This is a genomic window from Mesorhizobium sp. BR115XR7A (assembly GCF_020165315.1).
Taxonomy (GTDB): Bacteria; Pseudomonadota; Alphaproteobacteria; order Rhizobiales; family Rhizobiaceae; genus Mesorhizobium; species Mesorhizobium australicum.
Map to the genome: position 1 here is coordinate 32,472 of NZ_JAIUHW010000020.1, position 21,836 is coordinate 54,307.

The 21,836-nt window shown below is 62.1% G+C and carries 19 protein-coding genes, 2 pseudogenes and 1 riboswitch; of the genes and pseudogenes, 15 read left to right on the forward strand and 6 right to left on the reverse strand.

Annotated elements, in window-relative coordinates; genetic code table 11:
• The first annotated feature begins 133 nt into the window (after positions 1-133).
• From LB557_RS29605 to LB557_RS31795, 5 genes are all read left to right on the forward strand, one after another.
• On the forward strand, positions 134-520 hold the full coding sequence (locus LB557_RS29605; protein ID WP_202596452.1) for a winged helix-turn-helix domain-containing protein: 387 nt from the start codon (positions 134-136) through the stop codon (positions 518-520).
• On the forward strand, positions 517-1,854 hold the full coding sequence (gene glyA, locus LB557_RS29610; RefSeq protein ID WP_027033330.1) for a serine hydroxymethyltransferase: 1,338 nt from the start codon (positions 517-519) through the stop codon (positions 1,852-1,854). The genes LB557_RS29605 and glyA overlap by 4 nt, the downstream gene beginning before the upstream one ends.
• Before the next feature lie 57 nt (positions 1,855-1,911).
• Positions 1,912-3,087: a methionine adenosyltransferase gene (gene metK, locus LB557_RS29615; protein ID WP_027033331.1), complete on the forward strand. Its 1,176-nt coding sequence runs from the start codon at positions 1,912-1,914 to the stop codon at positions 3,085-3,087.
• A gap of 100 nt (positions 3,088-3,187) precedes the next feature.
• A complete protein-coding gene (locus LB557_RS29620) occupies positions 3,188-4,180 on the forward strand; it encodes an adenosine kinase (RefSeq protein ID WP_027033332.1) in 993 nt (330 codons plus the stop codon).
• A 369-nt stretch (positions 4,181-4,549) separates the two neighbouring features.
• Positions 4,550-5,152 carry a cold-shock protein gene (locus tag LB557_RS31795; protein ID WP_080680408.1) on the forward strand — a complete coding sequence of 201 codons (603 nt, stop codon included), beginning with the start codon at positions 4,550-4,552 and terminating at the stop codon, positions 5,150-5,152.
• A 256-nt stretch (positions 5,153-5,408) separates the two neighbouring features.
• Here LB557_RS31795 and LB557_RS29635 read toward each other — a convergent pair whose 3' ends face one another.
• Complete coding sequence (locus LB557_RS29635; RefSeq protein WP_027033334.1) at positions 5,409-5,873, reverse strand: MucR family transcriptional regulator; 465 nt, start codon at positions 5,871-5,873, stop codon at positions 5,409-5,411.
• A 242-nt stretch (positions 5,874-6,115) separates the two neighbouring features.
• Between LB557_RS29635 and LB557_RS29640 the strand changes: the two genes are divergently transcribed.
• The gene (locus LB557_RS29640; protein WP_027033335.1) at positions 6,116-6,418 is read left to right on the forward strand and encodes a DUF982 domain-containing protein; all 303 of its coding nucleotides are present in this window, start codon (positions 6,116-6,118) and stop codon (positions 6,416-6,418) included.
• A 270-nt stretch (positions 6,419-6,688) separates the two neighbouring features.
• Complete coding sequence (locus tag LB557_RS29645) at positions 6,689-6,937, forward strand: DUF982 domain-containing protein (RefSeq protein ID WP_027033337.1); 249 nt, start codon at positions 6,689-6,691, stop codon at positions 6,935-6,937.
• 719 nt (positions 6,938-7,656) lie between these two features.
• Here the strand turns inward: LB557_RS29645 and metE are convergent.
• From metE to LB557_RS29670, 5 genes and pseudogenes are all read right to left on the reverse strand, one after another.
• Positions 7,657-9,987, reverse strand: a complete 2,331-nt coding sequence (metE, locus tag LB557_RS29650; RefSeq protein WP_027033338.1) for a 5-methyltetrahydropteroyltriglutamate--homocysteine S-methyltransferase — start codon at positions 9,985-9,987, stop codon at positions 7,657-7,659.
• Positions 9,988-10,102: 115 nt separating this feature from the next.
• Positions 10,103-10,303: riboswitch (cobalamin riboswitch) on the reverse strand.
• A gap of 291 nt (positions 10,304-10,594) precedes the next feature.
• Positions 10,595-10,870, reverse strand: a pseudogene (locus LB557_RS29655) (cytochrome); the annotation flags it as partial.
• Positions 10,837-12,069 (reverse strand): cytochrome P450 family protein, encoded by a 1,233-nt coding sequence (locus LB557_RS29660; protein ID WP_027033340.1) that lies wholly within the window; start codon positions 12,067-12,069, stop codon positions 10,837-10,839. The gene LB557_RS29660 and the pseudogene LB557_RS29655, both read right to left, overlap by 34 nt.
• Before the next feature lie 96 nt (positions 12,070-12,165).
• Positions 12,166-12,858 carry an OmpW/AlkL family protein gene (locus LB557_RS29665; RefSeq protein WP_027033341.1) on the reverse strand — a complete coding sequence of 231 codons (693 nt, stop codon included), beginning with the start codon at positions 12,856-12,858 and terminating at the stop codon, positions 12,166-12,168.
• Positions 12,859-13,262: 404 nt separating this feature from the next.
• Positions 13,263-13,446 (reverse strand): annotated as a pseudogene (locus LB557_RS29670) (transposase); the annotation flags it as partial.
• Positions 13,447-13,621: 175 nt separating this feature from the next.
• Between LB557_RS29670 and LB557_RS29675 the strand changes: the two are divergent.
• The 8 genes from LB557_RS29675 to LB557_RS29710 all read left to right on the forward strand — a co-directional run bounded on the left by LB557_RS29675 (position 13,622) and on the right by LB557_RS29710 (position 21,629).
• Complete coding sequence (locus tag LB557_RS29675) at positions 13,622-14,497, forward strand: AraC family transcriptional regulator (RefSeq protein WP_027033342.1); 876 nt, start codon at positions 13,622-13,624, stop codon at positions 14,495-14,497.
• 47 nt (positions 14,498-14,544) lie between these two features.
• Complete coding sequence (locus tag LB557_RS29680) at positions 14,545-15,660, forward strand: threonine aldolase family protein (protein ID WP_027033343.1); 1,116 nt, start codon at positions 14,545-14,547, stop codon at positions 15,658-15,660.
• A gap of 389 nt (positions 15,661-16,049) precedes the next feature.
• Positions 16,050-16,505 (forward strand): GNAT family N-acetyltransferase, encoded by a 456-nt coding sequence (locus LB557_RS29685; protein ID WP_027033344.1) that lies wholly within the window; start codon positions 16,050-16,052, stop codon positions 16,503-16,505.
• Positions 16,506-16,842: 337 nt separating this feature from the next.
• Positions 16,843-17,811, forward strand: coding sequence for an omptin family outer membrane protease (locus tag LB557_RS29690; RefSeq protein ID WP_027033345.1), 969 nt, complete (start codon positions 16,843-16,845; stop codon positions 17,809-17,811).
• A gap of 424 nt (positions 17,812-18,235) precedes the next feature.
• On the forward strand, positions 18,236-19,198 hold the full coding sequence (locus LB557_RS29695) for an ArdC family protein (protein WP_027033346.1): 963 nt from the start codon (positions 18,236-18,238) through the stop codon (positions 19,196-19,198).
• A complete protein-coding gene (locus LB557_RS29700) occupies positions 19,195-19,389 on the forward strand; it encodes a hypothetical protein (protein ID WP_152536317.1) in 195 nt (64 codons plus the stop codon). The genes LB557_RS29695 and LB557_RS29700 overlap by 4 nt, the downstream gene beginning before the upstream one ends.
• 12 nt (positions 19,390-19,401) lie before the next feature.
• The gene (locus LB557_RS29705; RefSeq protein ID WP_027033347.1) at positions 19,402-19,821 is read left to right on the forward strand and encodes a DUF2958 domain-containing protein; all 420 of its coding nucleotides are present in this window, start codon (positions 19,402-19,404) and stop codon (positions 19,819-19,821) included.
• A 77-nt stretch (positions 19,822-19,898) separates the two neighbouring features.
• Complete coding sequence (locus tag LB557_RS29710; RefSeq protein WP_027033348.1) at positions 19,899-21,629, forward strand: ParB/RepB/Spo0J family partition protein; 1,731 nt, start codon at positions 19,899-19,901, stop codon at positions 21,627-21,629.
• Positions 21,630-21,836: the final 207 nt, after the last annotated feature.

Genomic DNA, 21,836 nt, shown 5'->3' on the forward strand with positions numbered 1-21,836 from the left:
ACTTTCAAGTTCAGTGGTGGCAGAAATCTGATGTGGTTATGTTCCGCTGCCGAACAGCATTTGCGAAGAGCCCGACATGAAAAAGCGAGCAGGACGAGGGGTTCGGTTCTTCTATTTGGCGCCGTGCTGACCAATGATGATACTTGTCGATCGCCTGATGACAGCAGCACATCTTGATCGCCTACGGATCCTGGGCCTTTGCGCGCATGCCGACCTGACTGTCCGCGAACTGGCGGAGATTCTCGATCTTCGTCGGGAGCGCGTCGCGCGACACGTCCGGATGCTGGCCAGAGCCGACTTTCTTTGCGGCAACGGACAACGTCCTTGGTCCTCATATCATCTCAATGCAGGGGGCAAGGACGGAGGGTTGGTTCAATTCCTGGTCGATCTCCTGCCCCACGACGATGGGTATCATAAGCGGGACCTGGAGCGGCTCGAGGCGGTACAGACGCGTGGTCGAAGGGGACTGCTGCTTAATCGTGAAAAGATCCGCCTAGGTGGGAGTGAGAAACTACCATGAATAACTCCGCTGACGTAGCCATCGCAGAGCCCGGCACATTCGGACGGTCTTCCTTGGTCCATGTCGATTGCCGCGTTCACGAACTGCTTCTACGACAGAGGCGGCAAGAGCGGACGATGCTCAAACTCATCGCATCTGAGAACTTTGCCTCCTCAGCCGTACTGGAAGCGACCGGCTCTATCTTCGCGAACAAATACGCCGAGGGCTACCCGGGTGCGCGCTACTACGCGGGAAACGAGATCGTCGATGAGCTTGAGACCCTCGCGATCGAGCGCCTGAAAGCGCTATTTGGCAGTGAGCACGCCAACGTCCAGCCTTATTCGGGCTCACCAGCCAACCAGGCGGTCTATCGCGCGCTTTTGAGCCCCCGTGACAAAGTCATGGGGCTGCCTTTGCCCGAAGGCGGCCATCTGACTCATGGGTGGTCCGTCAACTTTTCCGGCACTGATTATCAACGCGTCCCCTATGGGCTGCACGAAAAGACGCAGCAAATTGACTATGACCGCTTGCGCGAGACCGCCAGGCGGGAACGGCCGAAACTCATTTGGGTCGGCGGAACTGCCTACCCGCGCGTCTTTGACTACGCGGCAATGGCAGAAATCGCTGCGGAGGCGAACTCCTATCTCGTGGCCGACATTGCGCACATCAGCGGCCTAGTTGTCGCAGGAGTGCATCCGACCCCCGTGCGCCATTGCGATGTAGTCACCAGCACTTCTCATAAGTCGATCCGCGGCCCCCGTGGTGGGTTCATTTTGTCAAGGGATGAAGACCGTTATCAGCCCCTCTATCATCCGAAGACCAAACACAATCTGGCCAAACGTATAGACCGCGCCGTGTTCCCTCTCCTGCAAGGCGGACCGCATATGAATACTGTCGCCGCGCTTGCCGTCGCTTTGCAGGAAGCAGCAAACCCGTCCTTTCGTGTCTACGGTCAGCAGATCGTCAACAACGCCAAGGCTCTGGCCGAGGCGCTTCTGGACCGTGGTTATGACCTGGTCACCGGCGGCACTGACAATCACATGCTGATCCTTGATCTGCGGGGCCGGCCGCTGTCAGGGAAAGCCTATGCCGAGCGCCTGGCAAGGGCAGGCATTATTACGAACTTTAATATGGTGCCGGGCGACCCGCGCGACCCGGCGGTCACAAGCGGGATCCGCTTGGGGTCGCCGGCAGTGACGTCCATGGGCATGCGTGAAGGGGAAATGGTGCAGATCGCCGCTTTTATTGATCTGGTCTGCCGCCAGCCCGACGACGAGGAAGTTCATGCGAACGTGCGAAGGGACGTTGCCGACTTCTGCGCTGCGTTCGACGTCCCCGGCATCAGCGACCGGTAAGACCGCCCCAGTCCAGAAACTCCCACCCAACTCCAACACTTGAAGCGAGGACATTCCATGACCAGGCAGTTCGTGTTCTCTTCCGAATCCGTCGGCGCGGGACACCCCGATAAGATGGCAGATAACATCTCGGATGCCATCCTCGATGCCATCCTCCGCACCGACCCGAAGGCGCGCGTCGCCTGTGAAACGTTGGTGAAGACAGGGATGGTCGTTCTGGCTGGAGAGATCACCAGCCACGCGGAGATCGATTACACTCAAGTTGCCCGCGATACGATCCTCGATATTGGCTACGACGACGATGCCATCGGCTTTGATGGTCGACGTTGCGCCGTCATTCTGGCTCTCACCGAGCAGTCGCCCGACATAAGCCAGGGCGTTGATGAAGGACGAGGGCAGGATCTCGAGCAGGGGGCGGGGGATCAGGGCCTCATGTTTGGATTCGCATGCAACGAGACGGATACATTGATGCCCTTGCCGATCCAACTCGCTCACCATTTGACGAAAAGACAGGCGGAGGTCCGGAAAACAGGACAGCTTGGCTGGCTGCGTCCGGACGTGAAATCTCAGGTGTCCGTACGCTACGAGGGTCTCCGCCCGGTGGCACTGGACACCATAGTCCTGTCAACGCAGCATGACGGGGCGGTCTCCCAAGATACAGTCCGCGAAGGCGTCATTGAGGAGATCATAAAACCGGTCCTGCCGACCCATCTGGATACTTCGGAGATCAGATTCCTGGTCAACCCAACAGGGCGGTTCGTGGTCGGTGGGCCGGCCGGCGACTGCGGCCTCACTGGACGCAAGATCATCGTCGATTCCTACGGTGGAACGGGGCGTCACGGCGGCGGCGCCTTTTCGGGCAAGGACCCATCCAAGGTTGACCGCTCGGCAGCCTACGCCGCCCGGTATGTCGCGAAGAATATCGTTGCCAGCGGACTTGCGGAGGTCTGCGAGGTTCAGCTTGCTTACGCGATCGGCGTGGCCAGTCCGGTTTCTGTCATGGTCAATACCTTCGGAACCGCAAGGATTGACGAAAAAAGGATTGAGTGCCTTGTTCTTGAGCTTTTCGATCTCCGACCGAAAGGCATCATCAAGATGCTTGATCTCTTGCGCCCGATATACCGCAAGACCGCGACATACGGACACTTCGGCCGTGAAGAGCCTGAGTTCACCTGGGAGAAGACGGACAGAGCCGACGACTTGCTGCGTGAAGCAGGACCGGCAGCTGCGTGAGGGCCGCTGGATCAAGCGCATGCGGCAACCCATTTCAACTCGCTAGACCCGCGCCTGGCCGGCATAGCAGAAAGCCGGTGGGTAGTTGGCGGAGACATTGATGCCGGATTATGACGTGCTTTGCATCGGCAATGCCATTGTCGACATCATCGCCCAGTGCGACGAGGAATTCCTCGAGACCAACGGCATCATCAAGGGCGCGATGAACCTCATCGACACCCATCGCGCCGAACTACTCTACAGCCGCATGGGCCCGGCGATCGAGGCCTCCGGCGGCAGCGCCGGCAACACGGCGGCCGGCGTTGCCAGCTTCGGTGGACGTGCCGCCTTCTTCGGCAAGGTTTCGAACGATGCGCTGGGCGAGATTTACGCGCACGACATCCATGCGCAGGGTGTCGCCTTCGACACCAGGCCGCTGGCGGGTCTACCCCCGACGGCGCGCTCGATGATCTTCGTCACCCCCGACGGCGAGCGCTCGATGAACACCTATCTCGGCGCCGCCACCGAGCTCGGGCCGGAGGATGTCGAGGCCGACAAGGCTTCGGGTGCGGCGGTCACCTATTTCGAGGGCTATCTGTGGGACCCGCCGCGCGCCAAGGAGGCGATCCGGCAGACGGCGAAGCTCGCGCATGCCGCCGGCCGCGAGGTGTCGATGACACTGTCGGATTCGTTCTGCGTCGACCGCTACCGCGACGAGTTCCTCAAGCTGATGCGCTCGGGCACGGTCGATATCGTCTTTGCCAACAGCCACGAGATCAAATCGCTCTACCAGACCGCCTCCTTCGACGAGGCGCTGGCGCAGATCCGCAAGGACTGCAAGATCGCCGCCGTGACCCGCTCGGAAAAGGGCTCGGTCATCGTGCGCGGCGACGAGACCGTGGTCATCCAGGCGACCGCGATCAAGGAACTGGTCGACACCACGGGTGCCGGCGACCTCTATGCCGCCGGTTTCCTGCATGGCTACACGCAAGGCCGCGACCTGAAGACCTGCGGCGACCTTGGCTCGCTGGCGGCCGGATTGGTGATCCAGCAGATCGGCCCAAGGCCACGGCAGAATTTGCGCCGCGAGGCCGAGCAGGCTGGGTTGTTGTAGGGGGCGTTAATGACGAGCTGCCCGTCTGCCCTCCTGGGGGCTGTGCGGAAAAGTGCGCGTAAATCGAAATGTCGGATGCGCATCCGCGTGAGACGGCAGCCCGCGGCATATCATGATCGAAACGTTGATGGCGTTGTCGCCCTCCAGTGCGAACCTTCTGCCGTGCGATATAGGGAAGCGTTTCGATCGGCAGCTCGACCTGTCGCATATATTGCTCACCCGCCATCATCGACCGCGTGTGGCAACAGGTCGGGATCGTGATGCGATCGAGCGGGTAAGCGGCCAACTGGTGAATTGACATGAACGCATCGCCCGATTGAGATTATCCCGCCGGGAGCGCAGTGCGTTGTTCAAGCCAGTCGGACGATCATGGGCAAATATAAGGACCATCGTGAGCCACGCCGGCATCGTCATGACGATGACGCGGCTTCTTTTACGGAACGGCCTTCCGAGCCAAGCTACTTTCAGCGTCCGTCGATCGTAACCGCGGACCCTGTCGACGCCGAAGTGGTGTGGTTCAACACCAGCAAGGGTTTTGGCTTTGTCAAACTGCCGCAGGGCATCCAGGCCTATCTGCACATCCGGGTGCTGGAGGCGGCCGGGAGCCGCGGTGTTTCCGAGGGAACGCGTCTCAAGGTCACAACGGAAGAAAGTCCAAGAGGTGGTCATCAGGTCGCGCAAGTGCTGGAGGTCGGCGATCAGACCGCGAGAACTCAGCTACATACGCGTTGCGCTGGAGAGTCCACCGCCGGGACGAGTGCCCAGTTGGAGAGCGAGGCCACGGTCAAGTGGTACAATCCTGAAAAAGGCTTCGGCTTCATTGCTCCTGAAAACGGTGAGAAGGACATCTTCGTTCATGCCACCGCGCTGACCCGCTCGGGACTGAGCATGCTGATGGAGGGCCAGAAGGTGTTTGTCCAATGCGGTCAGGGCAAGAAGGGCCTGGAAGTTCGGAGCATTCGCCTCGCTTAGCCAAATGCGTTGGCTCTACCGAAATCGCGGCTCAACAAATAAAAAAGCCCGCTGCCGGGAGGAGGTGGCAGCGGGCTCGATTTCGAATGAGACGCGGGAGGAGGTGCGCCCCATTCAGCGTCGGCACCACATCTGGGAGGAGTAGATGGCCGACAACATTATCATACCGATCGCCGCGGATATTGCAACGCACAAATTTTATCTCGCGAGTGCGAAATGATGCCGGATCCGCTTAGCCGATCCTGAAAAACTGCGGTCAGGCTGCGGCTTTCTTGCCGGCACGCTTGGCCGGTGCCGGCGTTTCCGGTTCCTTCGGCTTGCGGCCCAGACCCATGGTCTTGGCCAATGCCGAGCGCGCCGCAGCGTAGTTCGGCGCCACCATGGGATAGTCTGCCGGCAGCTCCCATTTCGCGCGATATTCGTCGGGTGTAAGGCCATAGTGGGTAGCCAGGTGACGCTTGAGCGACTTGAACTTCTTACCGTCCTCAAGGCTGATAATGTAGTCGGGTGTAACCGATTTTCTGATCGGTACGGCAGGCTTGAGAGCTTCCGGCTTTTCTGGTGCGGCCCCACCAGCAGTGCCTTTCAATGCGATGTGGATCTGGCCGATAAGCCCAGGCAGTTCACCGACGGGAACCGGATTGTTCGAAACATAGGCTGAGACGACATGGGCGGTGAGTTCGATGAGGCTGTCAGCTTTGCTCTCGGTTTCTTCGGTCATAAAAACGCTCCTGCGGGCTTAGACTAGGCGGTGAGAATCACTTCGTAGCTTAATAGTGACGACGGCGTTTGATAGCAACCAAGCCATTGCATGATGTGTTGGCGGATCGCTGCACGCCCGGCCGCGGTCGCGGATCTCCTCTTGAACCGTCATCGCCCTGACAACACATTGTGCCATGGTCGCCGTGTCGATGCGGCGCCTCTTCACCGCAAATTGGCTATTTAGAAAGTTGGGAGAAACCAATGAACGCTGAGGCTTTCAGCAGCCCCCTTTTTGTGAAACGCGCAACCCACATCATCCAAGAGATTGCCGGCCTTGCGGATGCAATCGATTTTCTCAACGAATGGCCGGAAGACCGCAGAGACCTGATCCACGAAGCCGCCCTGAGGGCATGCTACGATGCATACGATGGGCGCAAGCCGGTAAGCACGGCGCGCAATGCCTTTTTCGGCTTTGCGAAGCGGGTCGCCATATTGGAAGATGCAACCTCCGCGATGCAGTGGATCGCCGCCTGCAGATCGGGCAGTGGAAAAGTGCAGGTGTAGACATCGACGACATGTTTGAGACTGGCGAGGCGCGTCAAACAGTGCACTATGTCCAGGTTTCACAGCTAGACCACGCGAATGAGAAGCAGTTCCTCACCATCGACTGCACAACCGCAGATCGCACGCAAGCTGACCATGGCCGGACGCGCCTCATGGCGATCGCTTGCCCGCCAATGGCCAGGCTCAATGGCGCAGGTGCAGCGGTCGCGTTCGGCTGAGTAAAGAAAGGCGGCCCGGGCTTTTTGCCGAGTAGTGGCTGTGGAGGAGGGGATGACCGGGTTGATCAGATTTGAGAGGCCAGTCGTAGTTCAGCTTAGCCGCCGCAGCTCGGAGCGTGTCGTGTTCGACGTCAACGACGCGGCCGCTATCTTGCTCCGGGATCTGCATCATGCGACCGATAAACGCAGGATAGCGATGGACACCTGTCTGCAGGTGTTACGCGGTAAGACCCATCCACCAGCCGCTCGACGAGCTTTCGTCGCAGCCGCACTTGAAGCACGCATTCTGCGCAGCGATTGAGATTTGGGACGCCGCTCGTGAATTTCGGCCATCTGCGCATCGCGATTGAGCGCGGTCCGAATACCTCTGCCGGCATCCGCCAGGAGCAAGCCAACCCCGCTCTTTCCGCGACGGCTTTCCTGGTCCGGCGCCTGATCTTCCACCATCAAAACACAAGGGTCCGCCAGCCAGCTGCGGCCGCTCGGCTTCGCCGTCGCGGTGATCGTGATTGCAGCCAGAGGAGACGGAGCCATCGAGCGGGAATTGGCCCGCTGCAGATGGCGGAGCGTCGATGCCGCTTCAACAGTCTCCGGAAGTGCCGTTTGAACCTTCCCCCAGCTTGGCCCTGCATCCGATTTCCCGGAACACGCTCCGCGGACCGGCGGCGCGTGATCGCCAATGCCTCTCCCGATGGTCGGGACCGGGGTTCGGCGACCAAGGTCGGGGAGATGATAGTGACACTGGATTATCCCAATACGGAATAATCCGAAACTGGCTGGCGGTGAGCCGCCTCGTTTCTGGCCGGCTCATTTGAGACCGAAGCCTGCTTCGATCGCCAGCCAACGCCGGCGTCTGGAAAGCTGACTTCGACGCGCCGTAACAAGGGCCGCGGCCAGGCCAAGCTTGCCGAGGCGCTTCGTCACGGGCAGCTCGATTGCCTTGGGTGCGCCGGATGGACTCACCCCAAGATTGCCCGGTGTGTGGCGTTGCCGCTCACCGCCGGCGAGTGGCACCGAGCCCTACGCCGTCCGCGCTTTTTCCCGAATTGCGCGTGCTGCAGCCACCATGTTCACCAAGGCAGGGCGGACCTCCTCCCATCTGCGCGTTTTGAGACCGCAGTCGGGATTCACCCACAGTTGGCCATCCAACAATCGATCGCGCGCAAGCATGATAAGGTTGGAAATCTCGCCCACTTCCGGGACTCGCGGCGAGTGAATGTCATAGACACCAGGACCGATCTCGTTCGGATACTTGAAGGTTCGAAGCGTATCGAGCAGTTCCATCTGCGAGCGCGAGGTTTCAATGGAGATCACATCGGCATCCATTGCGGCAATCGCGTCCACGATATCGCCGAACTCGGAGTAGCACATATGGGTGTGGATCTGGGTCGCATCGCCGACCGCCGTTGAAGCCAGCCGGAAGCATTCGACGGCCCAGTCGAGATAGGCCTGCCACTCGGCCTCGCGCAGCGGCAAGCCCTCGCGCAGTGCGGCTTCGTCGATCTGGATCATCCCGGCGCCGGCCTTTTCGAGGTCGCTCACTTCATCGCGAATGGCGAGCGCGACCTGGCGGCAGACGGCTGAGCGGGCAAGGTCGTCTCGGACGAAGGACCAGTTGAGGATCGTCACCGGGCCGGTAAGCATGCCCTTCACCGGCTTCGGCGTCAGCGACTGGGCATATCGCCACCAGTGTACCGTCATCGGCTGTTGTCGCGACACATCGCCAATGATGATCGGGGGGCGCACAAAGCGCGAGCCATAGCTCTGCACCCAGCCGTGTTGCGTGAAGGCGAAGCCGCGGAGCTGCTCAGCGAAATATTGCACCATATCGTTGCGCTCGAATTCGCCGTGGACCAGCACGTCGAGTCCGATCTCTTCTTGCCAGCGAACGGCGGCTTCTATCTCTTTTTTCAGGAAGGCCTCATAGTCGACGTAACTCAGCTCGCCCTTGGCATGGGCTGCCCGCGCCTTGCGAACCTCGGCTGTTTGCGGGAAGGAGCCGATCGTCGTGGTGGGGAAGGATGGCAAGCCAAACGTGTCGCCCTGAAGCTTGGAGCGCACGTCGAATGCGCTCTTCCGGCGCGTCATGGCGACCTTGATGCTGGCGACCCGACCTTCGACGAGCGGATCATGCACCTTAGCGGATGTCGCGCGAGCGGCGGCAGCCTCAGCCGACGCCTCTAGTTCGGCGGCGACCGCGTCCCGGCCTTCGGCCAGCGCACGGGCGAGCACGACCAGCTCGTCGGTCTTTTGCGCCGCGAAGGCGAGCCACGATTTCACATCCGCATCGAGTGCCGTCTCCATGTCCAGGTCGATCGGCACATGCAGCATCGAGCAGGACGGGGCGATCTCCACGCGGTCCCGCGGCCAACCGGCGACGATCGGCTTGATGCGGTCAAGCATGGCAGGCAGGTTCGCGCGCCAGACGTTGCGGCCGTCGATCAGCCCGAGCGAGAGCACAAGGTCCTTCTGCGCGAGCCGGCCGACGGTCTCCAACTGCTCTGGAGCGCGCACGAGATCGACGTGCAGTCCCGCCACGGGCAGAGAAATCGCGGTCTCGAGATTGTCTCCCAGCGATCCGAAATAGGTAGCGACCATGATCTTCAACTCCGGTGCTGCTTTTGACAGCCGGCAGTAGGCGAATTGGAGCGCATCCCGTTCGTTGGGAACCAGATCGACCACGAGCGCCGGCTCATCGATCTGCACCCAATCGGCTCCCGCGAGCTTCAGCCTCCGCAGGAGCTCCTCGTAGACGGGCAGCAGCCGTGGCAGGAGCGCGATAGGGTTGAAACCTTCCTCAGGTGACTTCGCCAACTTGAGAAAGGTAACCGGTCCAAGCAGGACCGGGCGCGTGTGGATGCCGAGCGCCTTGGCCTCGAGGAAATGATCGACCGGTTTCGCCGACGAGAGGGCAAAGCTCTGATCGTCGGTAAGTTCCGGCACAATGTAGTGATAGTTGGTGTCGAACCATTTGGTCATTTCCATCGCGGCAAGGCCATGCCCGTTGGCCGCATGCTCGTCACCGGCATGTCCGCAATCAGCGGCCTGATCTTGGTTGCCGCGCGCCATGGCGAAATAGGTATCGAGTGGGACCTCGCCGTCAGTCCAGACGTATCGTGCCGGCACGGCGCCGACCATGGCGACGGTGTCGAGCACATGGTCATAAAGCGAGAAATCGTTGGACGGGATTTTCGACACGCCGCGATCGTGCTGCTCCCTCCAGCTGGCGGCGCGTAGCGCCTTCGCCGTCGCGAGCAGGTCGGCAGCGGGAGATTTTCCGGACCAGTAGCTTTCAAGCGCGAATTTCAGTTCCCGCCGTCGACCGATACGCGGCACGCCGAGCGTTGCCACAGGAATTTGTTGAGAGACAGTCATGCCATACCCCGATGGTTGGGGCGTGGGGACAAGGAACGCGCGAGCAGGCGGCACGAAGCCGGGCTACTGCGGCCACCGAGACACCCCGCCCGTGGACGTTGTTCGTCGTGGCAGGTCTCCTGGCTCGCGGGTCAAAGCCTCTGCCCGTCTTCCCGAGGCCGTTCGCCTCAGTGACACCAATGGGCTTGGCTCGCCGCTAACAGTTGCGGGGGCAGCGCCGGCATCGCACCGGCTTCCCTCTTAGCTCCGCTACGGCAGTGCCGCGCGGAGAACCACGACATGCGCACAATCACAGCAGCTTCGCTCCTTGTCAATACATATAACGAGATGTTTATGTGATGATGCGAATAGTGCCCTTGCGCTGATCGGTCTCTTTCGCCCAAAGCCGCTTACGATGCCGCCTCTTATCAGTGCAGGCTCGGAGAGATCCTTGTCCCCATCGGCGACGCCGGATCAGATCGAGGTCGCCGGGCTCAAGAGCGTAAAGTGGGGCGAGGCCGTCACGGTCCGCCGGGAATCCCGGTATTTGTTCCCCGCTCGGCTTTGCTCAGCGTGCTTGCGCACTCGCCCATCAGCACGCTGATAACATGTCCGGAAGCGGAAAGGAGAGGTGGCGCCTCAGGTCGGCGGACTGGGGCTGGGCCGCCAGCGTCTCGAACAACTGCGCGGGGATCGCCTCGACCTGCTGCGCGAGCAGCTTCACCCTGCGATTGCTGAAGGCCGGCGCCACGATCGTGCGTAACCGGGCATGCTCGCCCCCCTCGTGCGAGACCAGCCACCCCGGCGAACCGAGAATCACCGAATCCGGGGTGAATGCGGCACTCTCTAAGCGACGGAAGGGCGGAAGCTGACCGGCAGGCGCTGCGGGCAGCGAATGACGTAAGACGGCATGTAGACGACGTCCTCCGCAGCGATGGTCAGCGCCAGATCCTCCAGCCGCCCGAACAGCGCGGGGAAGGCGCAGCGCAATTCCAGGCGCGCCAGCGCAGCGCCCAGGCAGGAATGCGGCCCCTCGCCGAACGACAAATGCGGGTTGTGCCGCCGGGTGACATCGAATCTGTCGGCGCCAGGACCGAAGGCCTTTTCGTCCCCGTTCGCCGCATCGAACGCCATCAGGACGGCATCGCCGCGGCGGACCATGCATCCGTCGATCTCCACGTCCTGGGTGGCATAGCGGAACGGCAGATTGGCCGCTGAGCTGCCCCAGCGCAGGATCTCCTCGATCGCCTGTGACCACGGAACTTGGCCGCTGCGCACCAGGTGCAGTTGCTGCGGATGCGTCAGCAATGCCAGCACGCCATTGCCGATGACGCCGGCGGTGGTCACGAAGCCCGCAGAGAGCACCATGAACAGCATGTCGATGAGCTCGGTGTCGGAAACGAGCTCGCCTTTGTCACGCGCGACGATCAGGGCCGAAGCCAGATCATCGCCGAGCTGGCCCCGCTTGAGCGCGATCAGGCGACGGAAGAACTCCGGGATGCGCTGCCGCGTCTGTCGCACCTCTTCGGCTGTGGCGGAGGTGTTGGCCAGGCTGTAGGTGAGCGCGACGATCTCTTCGCGCTGTTCGTCCGGCAAACCGAACAGTTCGGCGATCACGTTGGTGGGCAGCGGAGCGGCGAACTCGCACATCAGATCGGCACTGCCGCCGCGCTGCGCCATCTCGGCCAGGAGTCGATCGACGCATTGTTCGATCCGTGGCGCCAGCAAGGCGATACGACTGGGCGCGAAGCTGCTGGACAGCAGGCCGCGCAAGCGCCGGTGATCGGCGCCGTGCGCCGTGGTCATGTTGTCCACTTTGCATATCCCGATCAGCGGATGATCCTCGGGAATCTCGCCGTCCTGCAGCGCCCGCCACTGTCGCCAGTCCTTATTGAAACGCTGGTCGGAAAGCATCTGCCTGAGCGTCTGGTGACGGGCTGCCGCCCAGGTCACCACATCGCCTGGCAGCGACACTCGCGCCATCCCCCCCTGCCGCAGAATCGCAGAAGAAAGACGATCAAGTTGCGTGGGAGCGGCCGGCACACCGATCACGTCGCAATGATCGTTTTCTACACGCATGCCAACAACTCCTTCAAGACCATCGCGGGTCCACTTCTCGGCACGGAAGATCCGCGCGCGGACTTCGAAAAGTGCCCCCCCCAGTGTGCTTCGTCCTCAGAAGCGGTAGGTGAGACCTGCGCCTATCAACCAGGGATCGAGCTTGGCCTTGCCCGTGAGCTTGGCGCCGGCGACAGTGACGTCGAAGTCGGGCTTGAGGAAAAGCTTCTTCACGTCGAAGTTGACGCCCCAGTGCTCGTCCACCATGTAGTCGAATCCGACCTGCAGCGCGGCGCCGAATGTGTTCTTGACCTTGAGATCATCGGCGCTGCCGGCTTGCTGATGATAGAAGATCGTATAGTTCACGCCGGCGCCGATATAGGGCTCGAAGGCGCCGAAATCGGTAAAATGATACTGCAATGTGAGCGTGGGCGGCAGCAGCCAAACCTTGCCTACCTTGCCCAGCCCGCCGATCGCACCCTGGCCATCGATGTTGGCATAGGTGGTGCCGAGTATGAGTTCGGCGGCGATGTTGTCCGTGAAGAAATATGAGATATCGAGTTCCGGCGTCACGGTGTTCGAATACGAAAGACCGGAGCCGGGCACCGCATTGACATAGCCCGAATCCTCGGTGATCACCCCCAACGCACGCAGGCGGATCTGCCAGGGGCTTGGCGCTTCCGCGACGCAGGCTTCTGCCTGCGGGACGCTCGCGGCTTGCCCAACATCTGCCGCGCCGGCCTGTCCCGCAACGATGAGGACGACAGCCGCTGTCATTGCCCGCGCCACGCCAATTCGCGCTCTCGCCATACTTTTCTCTCCTTGATCTTCAGAAGCGACGCACTGCGCCTTGATTGAATCCTGCTCGCATCAATCGAGATTGACGGAGCGCTCATGCGGGATAGCCCCCGCATGTGTCGTGCCAAATGAGAAAATCGTTGCAGAACAATGCGGTCACTCCGATAGCGCTGTGTCGGATGTCCGACTTCGTCGAAGATCCGACAATGAGTGCAGCCGTAGCCGCCCCTGGGAGCCGTTCGTCAACATCGGCCGGCAGTTCGTTGGCACGCTCGTCCTCGGCTTCGAGTTTTGGCGTATTCTGCGTTCAGCGCCTTGATCGGCGCCTGCTGCTCGGTCGTCAGGCCGGGGAACGTTCCAGCCAGTTCGCGCAGTCCGTGGGCGTATCCGTAAGGCGTCTCGACCGCGGCCGATATGGGCGGGAAATCCTTTGGCAGCATGCGCCAGCCGCCATCCGATCGGGCCATGTAGCGGAACGCGTTCAATACCACGCGCCGCCCGGTCTTGGCCGCGCCCGGCAGGAACGGTTGTATCCGCGACCATTCCTCATCCGTCAGATCGGAGAGGATAGCGCTTGGTCTTCTTCTCGATATCGGCCATCCGGCCACGCGTCGCTCGGGTCCACTTCCCAAGCTTGAAACACGATTAATCCCGCCAATCCGCTGCCCGCCCTGCAGCAGGCCCCTCTTCGGGCGGCAATTAATCCTGCTTCGGTTTGAAATTCGCGACGAGAGCACGATATCGTTGTGACGACCGACCTGGATTGATCCATCAAGTGGCCGATACCGCCGTAGAATGCGACGAAAAGGCGCGTGGCCGTTCTGAACCTCCGGGCCGGCCGCCGCGCAATCGTGCGGTGATGAAGCACTCCGATGTCCTTGGTGGGCTCGATTACCTGGCGGCGGACTATCACCGGCAGGATTTCTCCAAGCATATCCACAACGAGTATCTGATCGGGCTGATCGAGCGAGGCGTCCATGATGTCTGGTGCCGAGGTGAGGTTTGGCACGCCGGTAGCGGCACCGTCGCGACCTTCGCGCCCGGCGAACCGCATTTCGGGGGCGCTGGTGACGATCTTGGCTGGAGCCAGAAGATCTTCTACATGCCCGAAGGCCTTGTCCGGCAAGTCCTTGAGGACAGCAGCCAAACCGAACCCGGAACGATCGACTTCAAAAGCCCGTTCCAGGAGAATGCCCCAGTTGCACACGGCCTCAGCGCGTTTTGGCGCCTCCTTGAACATGAGCATAGCTCGGCACTGGAGATCGAGGAGCATCTGATCCGCTTCCTGCGCCGCGTTTTCGCACAAGTCGGCGGGTCGCGCGTTGCTGGGCCAAAATTCGTGCCGCCGAGGTTCCGCGACGTGCGTGACTTCATCCATGCCCACTTTGACGAAGTCCTGCAGCTCGCCGCCCTGGCCGCCCTCGCCGGATGCTCCAAGGCGACGTTGATCGATGGCTTCAAGGCGCATTTCGGGTTGCCCCCCACCCGCTACCTGATCCAGGTCCGCATCGACGAGGCGCGACGGCTGCTGAGGCGACGTCAGCAGGTCGCCGAGGTCGCCGTCGCGGTAGGGTTCGCGGACCAGAGCCACCTGACCCGGCACTTCAAAGCGGTGTTGGGGGTGACGCCGGCGCGTTACCTCTCCGTTTGAATATCGTTCAATAAAGCGCGCGGCGAACCGTCTAGCTTGGACGCTCAATGGATGAAACGAGCGTCAAGACCATGAGCGACAGCAAGCAGACCCGCCCCCGCGGCTTCACCAGCGACAACATCGCCGGCGTCTCCCCCGAGGTGATCGCAGCCATCACCGCGTGCGCGTCGGGTCAGGCGCTTCCCTACGGCAACGATGAGCTGACGCATACCGTCGAGCGCCAGCTCGCCGAGGTGTTCGAGCATGCGGTCGACGTGTTCCTCGTTTCGACGGGGTCGGCGGCGAACGCGCTGGCGCTCGCGGCGATTACGCCGCCATGGGGCAGCATCCTCTCGCACGCCGACGCACACATCAACCGCGACGAGTGCGGCGCGCCGGAGTTCTACACCGCCGGTGCGAAGTTGGTGCAGCTTCCAGGCGAGGCTGGCAAAATCGCCATCGACGCCTTGGCGGCCAATGCAACGCGCATGGTGGGCGATATCCACTCGGTCCAGCCCTCCAGCGTCAGCATCACGCAGGCGACCGAGATGGGATCGGTCTACGCGCTCGACGAAATCAGGGCGATCGGACATATCTGCCGGTCAGCGAACCTGCCGCTCCACATGGACGGTGCTCGCTTCGCCAACGCCCTCGTCACTCTGCGCTGCTCGCCGGCCGAGATGACGTGGAAGGCCGGCGTCGACCTAGTGTCGTTTGGCGCCACCAAGAACGGAACGTTTGGGGTCGATGCGGTCGTCTCGTTTCGCAGAGATCTCGCGAGCACGATCGCCTTTCGCCGCAAGCGGGCCGGCCAGTTGAGTTCCAAGATGCGCTTCATGGCGGCGCAAATGGACGGTTATCTGAGGGACGGTGTCTGGCTTCGCAACGCGGTCCATGCCAATGCGATGGCATCGGCGCTCGCGCGGGGGTTGGCCCTGGTGCCAGGCGTGAAAATCCAGCAGCGGCCCGAGGCCAATATACTGTTCTGCCGACTTCCCACGTCCCTGATCCGGGGGCTGCTCGACATGGGATTCCGCTTCTACCATGATCGCTGGGAGCCCGGGATCGTGAGGTTCGTCACCTCTTTCGCGACGACCGAGGCCGACGTGTCCGACTTGATCGGCGCGGCGACCAGCCTCTGCGCACCGGTCGGCTCGGCTCGTGTTCCGGCTGGCGCCGAATGAGTTGTGGCGACCGTCGAGCGCTCTCGCCGCCCGTTACGGATGTCCTCTTTGCTCGACTGCATTGTCCGAGCGTTCTGGCCGCACGAGCATCTCAGGCTGCATCTTTTGTCTCAGGCCCTTTTCGACTTGCAGCTTCATCTTACCTCGGCAAGGGGCTTCACCGTGCAGTTGCGATGTGACCGGGTTGATTTTTTGTAAGAAGGTCCCCTATCTGCGCAATTGACCTCAAGTCATCCGTAATCCTGCATGCTTGTAATATATATTTTGCATTCTTTTATCATATTTTCGATGAAAAATGCTGTTCACTCGTCAGAGTTACTTAAAAGAGTGAGTCGGATCTGCGCGGATAGCAGCGTGACTCGGGATTTTGACCACTAGCAGGAGAAAATATGCCTTCCATATCTACGCGCCGCGCCAACGCAACGGACGCAGGGACGGTCGTCCGTTTTATTCACGCGCTACTCGATGAACTCACTGGCGGGAAAGCGCCCGCGCCCGACGACGTGAGACAAAGCGCGCAGATAATGCTTGCCGACGCTGGCGTGGTCGCCGTGATCGCAAGTGCAGATGACGAGCCGGTCGGCATCATGGTGCTGAATGAATGCACGGCGATCTATGCAGGAGGTAAGTTCGGCTATATTTCGGAGCTGTATGTTCGACCCGAAAAGCGCTCCAAAGGGATTGCCCCTCATCTGCTTGAGGTCGCCTCGCGGGAAGGCCGTGCGCGTGGTTGGAAGCGACTTGAGCTTGCAGCGCCCAGGCAACCAAAATGGAAGCGCACGCTCGATTTCTATCTGCGCAACGGGTTCGAGGAACTCGGCCCTCGGCTCTATCGGATTATCTAGACTAGAGAGTTTGCTATGGGCTGCTCAAAGCAACCTGCACGATCTCAGCGGATTGAGGTCCGGCGTGGTCGCTGCCTGACGCTGCAATCGTACCAGCATCGTCATCGCAAATGTGTGCCTCGGATAATGCAGGGTTCCCGTCACGCCGGCCGCCCGGAACGCATCGGCAAAAACCGCCGTCAATCGGGTCACGTCAACGGCGTTTCCTTGAGTGTTGAGGAACAGAGCCGAGGGCGGCAATTTCGCCACCTACAGGGGCGCTGCATAGACGACCGCACCTGACGTGCACCCGGTTACGCTGCGTATAGCCGACGATGATTCCTATGAGGGTAGTCCCATGAAATTGTACGCGAAAGTCTTTGGTGGAGCGGCAGCGTTGCTCGCTGCCTGGCCGGCGATGGCCAGCGACGCGGTGGCGAGCGAACCGGCGCCCTACAATCCCAATTTCTCTTTCGTTGGCGGCGTCGGCGTCATCGACATCGAGGCCAACGAGCTAGTCTATCAGGCTCCCGGCAGCGGCTCGAAGCTGAGCCACCTTATCTGGGAAAGCACCTCTGCGGTCATTTCAGCCGAGATGACGGCGCGCAGCGAGGCCGGCTGGACCGCCAAGCTTTCCGGCCAGATCGCCTTCAGCGGCAACAGCTACATGGAAGACTATGACTGGATCCCGCCATTCTCGACCAATGATGGCTGGAACGACTGGAGCGACCGTTCGCGCCATTCCGACACCGATCTTGATTACTTCTATTCGGCAACCGTCGCGCTCGGCCACGATTTCCAGGTCAGCGACCAGCTGCTGATCAACGTCAACGGTGGTTTCAAGTACACCTCGGTCAAGTGGACTGCCTATGGCGGCTCCTATGTCTACAGCGTTGCCGGCTTCCGGGATTCGGTTGGCGACTTCCCAGGAGACGCAAAGGCCATCAGCTACCAGCAGAAATTGCCGGTCGCCTTCGCCGGCATCGATGCGACCTATGTCCAGGATCGCTGGAACTTCGGCTTTGCGCTGAAGGGCGGCACGACCTTCTCCGCCGGCGCTACCGATCATCACTGGATGCGTGACCTGCGCTTCGAGGATGATTTCGAAGCGGCGCCGGTTCTGATGGTCGGCGGCAGCGTCGGCTACCAGTACAACGAGCGGACCAGCTTCTTCGTCTCCGGTTCCTACGAAAAGGTGTTCACCGCTCGCGGCGACTACAACACCTATGACATTGCGACCGGCGCAGAGACTGGCGGCGAAGACGACTGGATCGGCGGCGATTTTGCCGCGGCGACGGTGATGGTCGGCATCAAGACCTCGTTCTGATTGAACGAGTGCGACCGGAACGCCAAACCGATGTCCGCACGGCGCAGAAATCTGATGCGCCCGCGCGCCTGACGGCGCGTGCCGGGTGCTCGTGAACCGAGCCCGCTTTTTCTTCGCCAGGCTCCGGCGGTCTCGGCCATCCGGCTTCGCCCCCTGGCGCGGGCAGCCTGTCGGCTGCTGACGGTCGCCGCCCTGTCGGCCGGCGCGGTTTGTTCGTTGGCCGTTCCCGGCGGCGCGGGGTGGGCGGCACTCCCTTCTAGGCCCGCCGCGGCATCCCGCAACCCTTCGCTTCGCTTCGGGTCCTCCTCTTCGTTCCGGTCCTTCGGATGCGGTCCGCCTCCGACGGCGGGCCTTTCCGGTCGCGTCTCGCCGCCCACCCCGCTTCCGGGGAAAGGCGCGGGATTGAAGAGCGGAGGACCAGACGATGCGTGCAAAACACCAGCGTTCCGGCAGCCGAGAGGCTGGCGCGGGCAGGGGCGGGCGCCCGGGCGCCAGCCTTTATCAGGAAATCACGGACCGCATCATTGCCGAACTGGAGCGCGGCACCGTGCCATGGGTCAAGCCATGGGGCAGCGCAAAGGCCGACCTCGGCCTGCCCAGCAACGCGGCCACCGGGCGCCGCTATTCCGGCATCAACATCCTCATCCTGTGGGGCGCCGTCATCGAGCGCAGCTATCCCGGCCAGAACTGGCTGACCTTCCGGCAGGCGCTTGCCCTTGGCGGCAATGTCAGGAAGGGCGAGCGCGGCACAACAATCGTGCATGCCGACCGCTTTGTCCCAAAGGGCGAGCAGGAGCGCGCCAGGACAGACGGCGACGAGCCGCAGGCGGTGCCTTTCTTGAAGCGCTTCACCGTCTTCAACGTCGCGCAGTGCGACGGCCTGCCCGCGCACCTTTACCGCAACGTCGAGCCGCTGCCCGAACGCGAGATCATCCCCCAAGCCGAGGCGCTTATTCGAGCAAGCGGCGCGGATTTCCGCATCGGCGGCGATCGCGCTTTCTACATGCCGGGCAGTGACACCATTCAGGTGCCGCCGCAGCCCGCATTCTTTCAGCAGATCGACTATTACCGCACCTGCTTCCACGAGCTTGGCCACTGGACGGGCCACCCGGCGCGGCTGGCGCGCGACCTCTCCAGCGCCTTCGGTTCCAAGGCCTATGCGCGCGAGGAACTGGTTGCCGAAATCACCGCAGCCTTTGTCTGTTCGACCCTCGGCATCGAGCCGAGCGTGCGCCATGCCGACTATATCGGCGCATGGCTGACGATGCTGCGCGAGGACAATCGCGCCATCTTCCGCGCCGCCAGCCTTGCCTCCAAGGCCGCCGATTTTCTTCTGGGCTTCAACGCCGAGGCCCAAGGCGCGCAACAAGACGAGATCGCGGCATGAGCGCGCGCGATCCCGACACCCTGCAGACCGAACCGAAACCGCGAGCAGACGCTCATTCCCGGTGTCCGGCCGCTCACCACGCGCGACCGCCTTGCCCTTTGGCGGACGCGCCGATGCGCCCGCGCGCGGCGCAAAAGCCGCTCGATATCGGGCTGTTCGATGACGCCAGAAATCAACTCGAACCGTTTTGAGAGGAGTTTCCCATGATCCTGATCACCGACGAGCTTTGCGCCCGGCTGCTCGCCAATGGCGCAACCGACACCGAAACCGACCATGTCCCGGTGGTCAAACTGTTCGATCCGACCGGGCCAGCAACCTGGCTTCTCACTGAACTCGACGCCGACGGCGACACCCTTTTCGGCCTTTGCGACCTCGGCTTCGGCTTCCCCGAACTCGGCAGCGTCAGCCTTGCCGAGCTTGCAAGCGTCAAGGGGCGGCTTGGCCTCGGCATCGAGCGCGACCTCGGCTTCAAGGCCGAGTTTCCGCTCTCCGTCTACGCCCAGGCAGCGTGCAGCGCCGGCCACATCACCGAAGCCGAGCGGTTGCTGCGACAGGCGGCAGAGGCCCTTGGCAACGCCCATTCCAAGCTTCCGCCCGACACGGCGGAACAGACGCGCCGCTAGGCGCGAAAACCGTCCCGCCGCGCCGGCTTGCAGCCTCTGCGGCGGGAAATCCCACCCCTCAACCAAGGAGACAAACCATGCAACTTGCCCACATTCCGCTTGATAAGCTCAACATTTCCGCGCTCAACATGCGCCATTCCAAACGCGCGCCCGACGTGTCGGATATCTTGCCATCGGTTCGCGCGCGCGGCGTCCTGGTGCCGCTTCTGGTGCGGCCCAACGGCACGCCGGAAAGCTTCGAGATCGTCGCCGGCCGGCGCCGCTATTTCGCCGCGAAGTCGCTCGCCGACGAGCGCGGCCAGCGCAATGCCTTGCCCTGCGCCATCATGGAGGACGGCGACGACGCCGACGCGCTCGAGGCCTCGCTGATCGAAAACTTCGCCCGGCTCGATCCCGACGAGGTGTCGCAGTGGGAGACGTTTTCGCGGCTGATCAGGGAAGGCCGCACCATTCCAGATATCGCCGCAACCTTCGGCGTCACCGAGCTTCTGGTCAAACGCATTCTGGCGCTCGGCGATCTTCTGCCCAAAATCCGCGAGGCCTATCGGCGCGAGGACATCGACGCCGAGACGGCGCGCCATCTGACCATGGCCTCCAAGGGGCAGCAGAAGGATTGGCTGGCGCTTTATGCCGACCCCGAGCAATACGCGCCGCAAGGCCACCAGTTGAAGCAATGGCTGTTCGGCGGCCAGTCGATTTCCACCAAGATGGCGCTGTTTGCCATCGAGGACTATCCGGGCCTGATCGTCTGCGACCTGTTCGGCGAGGACAGCTATTTCGCCGATGCCGACCTGTTCTGGCAAAAGCAGAACGAGGCCATCGCCGCCAAACGCGATGCCTATCTGGAAGCCGGCTGGCCCGAGGTGGCCGTGCTCGAACCGGGCCAGCATTTCCAGTCTTGGGACCACGAAAAGACGCCGAGGAAGAAGGGCGGCAAGGTCTTCATATCAGTCTCGCATCGCGGCGCGGTCGAGTGCCATGAGGGCTGGCTGTCGCGCAAGGAGGCCCGCCGCGCCCGCGCGCAAGGCGAGGGCGGCGAGCCCGACGAAACGCCAGCCAGGCCGTCGCGGCCGGAACTCACCGGGCCGATGCAGAACTATGTCGATCTGCACCGCCACGGAGCCGTGCGTACCGCCATGCTCGACCATCCGGATGTCGCGCTGCGCCTGATGGTGGCGCATGCCATCGCAGGCTCGGGCCTGTGGCAGGTTCGCCGCGAGCCGCAGCGCACCGCCAATGAAGCGGTGGCGGCAAGCATTGCCGCGTCCAGGGCCGAAGCTGTATTCGCCGAAAAACGGCGCGCGGTGCTTGCGCTGCTTGGGCAGCCCGACGAGGAGGGTGCGATAGCCGGCGGCAATGGCGACGCCTTTGCGCTTGCCGCCGTCTTCGCCCGTTTGCTGGCACTTTGCGACGATGACGTCATGCGCGTTCTCAGCCTTGCCATGGCCGAGACGCTCGAAGCCGGCAGCGCCATCGTCGAGGCCCTCGGCAACCATCTGGGCATCGACATGGGCGCGTGGTGGCAAGCGGACGACGCCTTCTTCGACCTGCTGCGCGACAGGGAGATCGCCAATGCAATGCTGGCCGACCTCGCCGGCAAGCCTGTCGCCGACGGCAATGTCGCCGAGAAGGTCAAGACGCAAAAGAAGATCATCCGCGATTGCCTGTCGGGCGAGAACGGCCGCGAGAAGATCGACAACTGGCTGCCCAACTGGATGAAATTCCCGGTCGAAAGCTACACGAAACGCGGCGGCTTCCGCACCGCCGATCAATGGGCGAGCGTCCAGCCGCTGTTCGTCCGCCAATAGCTGCCAAGCCGGGCGGCGGCTCTTTCTAAGTGCCGCCGCCCCGTTTGCCTGCCGCTGGAATATTGGCTGATGCGCACGGCGATCCGAACAGCTTTTGCCACGCACAAGGCTATTGTGCGTTGCACAAAATCCGACGCGCGCCTAAACGTCCTTCCGTTGCGGGAATCGGGCTTGGACCAGCGGCGAGGCAGTGAGAACCGATGCTTC